General features: G+C 73.8%; 2 protein-coding genes. Both read right to left on the bottom strand.

All coding sequences use genetic code 11. The features are described 5' to 3' along the window. Positions 1 to 225 precede the first annotated feature (225 nt). Positions 226 to 1,056, bottom strand: coding sequence for a chitosanase (locus tag G3I40_RS21530; RefSeq protein ID WP_164303775.1), 831 nt, complete (start codon positions 1,054 to 1,056; stop codon positions 226 to 228). A 128-nt stretch (positions 1,057 to 1,184) separates the two neighbouring features. Beyond that, on the bottom strand, positions 1,185 to 3,241 hold a 2,057-nt coding region (locus tag G3I40_RS21535; protein ID WP_164303776.1), incomplete at its 5' end, for an alpha-N-acetylglucosaminidase.

The raw sequence follows: 3,241 nt of genomic DNA on the forward strand, positions 1-3,241 counted from the left end.
TGCCGAGGACCGCCCGGCGCCACGCCTCACCCGGCAGGCGCTCCACCGCCTCGGTCCTGCGCGCCGTGAACGTCCCCGTCGCCTCGGGGGAGCGGGCGATCCGCAGCGTCACGCTCGCCCCGGACGCGTCCACCGAGACCCGGCCGGATCTCGGTCAGGCCGATCGGGGGAGCGGCCCGCCCGGAGCGCGTGCGCTGCGAACGGGCCGCCGCCGGGGCCGGGCCGTCAGCCGATGTGGTAACTGTCCCCGTACACCTTCCAGTCCAGCGGCGGATCCAGGTCCAGGTTCCCCTGCTGCAGGAAGACGCGCTGTGCCGTGTCGACGCGGCTGGTGTCGCTGTGCGCCTCCTCCTGCTTCATCGCCCACACCCGCGCGTCGAGGAAGGCGTTCAGCCAGGTGACCTCGTCGCCGCCCTGCGCGGGCGGCTGCGCCGCGCCCAGGGCGCGCTCGCGGATGCCGGACAGGCTCGTGGGGTCGGAGCCGCCGCCGTGCATCACGATCGCGTCGTAGTACGCGAACTGCCCCAGCGTGCCGACCCCGTCGGCCTTGGCCTGCTCGACCGCGGGGTCGAAGTAGACCCGGTCGCGCTCGTCGTTCTGCGCCTGCTGGAAGGCCGCGTCCTCGGCCGCGGCCGCCCAGTCCCCGGGGAAGTCCGGGTCGAGGCCGTCGTGCGAGTCGCTGCCGTCGACCGCGCGCAGCGCGGGCAGGTACTTCGCGAGGACGTTGCCGGGCTCGCGGGCGGTGTACAGCTCGACGAGGTCGAGCATGTCGTGGGTGCCGGAGCAGAATCCGATGATCCCGGCGGTGTAGCCGCGCCCGTCGCCGATGTCCTCGATGTATCCGTACTGGGCCTTCCAGTCGAGCGAGGAGTTCTCCGCGCTCGACACCAGCTGCATGGCGATCTCCTTCTTCGCCGGGTCGTCGAGCCCGGCCGCGCCTGCCGGGGCGGGGGTGGCGCCGGCGAGCTGCGGGGAAAACAGGGGAGCCGCGACGGCAGTGGCGCCGAGGAAGGCGAGGAAGGTGCGACGGGAGGTGCGTATGTGGGGGGTGGACACGGGTCCTCCTAGGGGGAGTTCGTCGTTCCGTCGACTGTTAGGAAGGTTTCCTACCAGAGATTCGGAGTGACGTATACCCGTCAAGGCGGCTTGGGGCGGCGCGAGTTGAGGGCCGGGGGAGGTGGGGGTCAGGCTCCGCGCAGCCGTTCGCGCACCTGAACAGCGACTTCGTACGTGTCTCCGGTGGTGCGGGTCGCCAGCGGCCCGGGGTCGCGGGCCCAGGCGTCCTCCAGGGCGAACCAGTCGATCGGCCGCGGCGTGCGCTTCGCGGCGAGACCGGTGCGCAGGGCGGCGAAGCAGGCGTCCCAGCGCGTGCGGTACAGGCCGCCGACGAGCCCGGCCCACTCCCGGTTCGCGTAGTCGTGCAGCCCGGCCTCCGCACCCGACCGCGTCCCCCACGTCGTCACCAGAGAGAGCTGGTCGTGGGCGAGGCGGGCACGCTCCGCGTCGTCGGACCCCCAGGCCCTGGCGGCCGCCACCCAACGCCCCAGCAGATGACGGGAGTCGGTGGCGAGCAGCCGCTCCAGGAGGTCCATCAGGGTGAGCCAGTCACCGGTCAGCCGGTCGAAGCCCGCCGCGTCCCCGGCCTCGTACGCGCCCCTGATCCGCGGCAGCAGCGCGCGCCCGCGGTTCGACAGCGCCTGACGGGCGACGTCGAGGAGGTCCGTGCGGTACGCCGACGAGTTCCGCAGGCCCGCGCGCACCGCCAGCAGATGATCGAGGGCTCGCTCGAACTCTCGCGCGTCGTAGCGCAGTTGCTTCGGCGACCAGGTGGCGGCCGACCGGGCCGTCAAGGAGGGGCGCGCCCCGAACAGGCCGTCCGCGCCCTCCGCCCAGCCGTCGGCGCGCGTCGTACCGTACGCGGTGCGCCGCAGCACGTCCCAGGCCGCGACGGCATGGGCGTCGCGCCCGCCGTACCGCGCCACGGACCAGTCCTCGAACCAGGCCTTCAGGTCCCACTCGCCTTCCGTCCAGGCGAGTTCGCAGAACAGCTCGAACGCCGCCGGATTGTTGTCCGCGGCCTCCGGCATCAGGGCCGTGCCGCGCAGCGCGCTGCCCGGCTTCGTGCGCCAACGACCGTAGAGCTCCGCCCAGTCGCGGGTGTTCGCGCCGAGCGCCGTGTGACCGCCGAAGTTCCAGATGGAGCCGAACGCGTACGGCGTGCCGTCCCAGTCCGCCTCGCGGTCCGTCCCGGCCGGAAGGCGGTCCGCGATGCCGTCGACGACGAGCAGGCGCTGCTTGTCGACCGCGTGCACGATCTCCTTCGGCGGGTTGTGGCGCCAGCCGAGGATCACCCACAGCGCCTCGGGGTGCGCCGCGCGCAACGCCTTCTCGACACCCCGCGCCGCGTCGCCGACCGGCACGTCACCGGCCCGGCCGCCCTCGTGCAGCAGATCCATCTTGAAGAGCCCGGCCGGGCCGAACATCTGCGCCTGCGTGCGGTAGAACGCGGCCGCCACCCGCGCGAAGACGGGCCCGCGCGGATCGAGCCAGTCCGGGCGCCGGTAGCCGTACCAGTCGCCCTGCTCCACCACGTGCGCCCCGGCGTTGCGCTCCGCGAACCCCGGCGGCACCGTCCCGAAGAAGCCGGGCAGCACCGGCTCCATCCCCAACTCCCGGACCCGGTCCGCGATCCGGCGCCCGAGGCGGGCCCGCGCCGCGAGCAGCCCGGCGGGGACAGGGCCGCCTGCCGGGCCCGCCATGTTCTGCAGCAGCCACCACGGCTGGTGCGCGGGCAGCGGGATCCAGTGCAGCAACTCCTCGTCCCCGTAGCCGAATCCGCGCAACACGCGCCGGTACAGGGCGTCCGCGCCCACGGACACGAGCACCTCGTTGCACCCGTGCAGCGCGAGCACGTCCAGCTCCCGCTCCCAGTACGCCCAGTCGTGGTACGCCCCCGTGTAACCGTCGTTCGTGTCGTTGAGGGCGAAGCGGTGCGGGACGTGGGCCCGGCCGGTGAGCGGGTGCGGCGGCGCGGGCAGCCGCCCGGGGAGGCGCAGCTGCTCGCCCGCCCAGGAGATGTTCGCGTGCGCGACCTGCTTCAAGTACTGGCGCAGGCCCATGAGTTGCACGGCAGGCGAGGTGCCCGCGACCCGGATGCGGCCGGCCCGCCCGTCGACGCGGAAGCGGTCGCGCGCCCCCGGCAGCGGGCGGAAGTCCAGCTGGTCCGCGTGGTGTCCGAGGA

This window comes from Streptomyces sp. SID14478 (genome assembly GCF_010548525.1).
Lineage (GTDB): Bacteria > Actinomycetota > Actinomycetes > Streptomycetales > Streptomycetaceae > Streptomyces.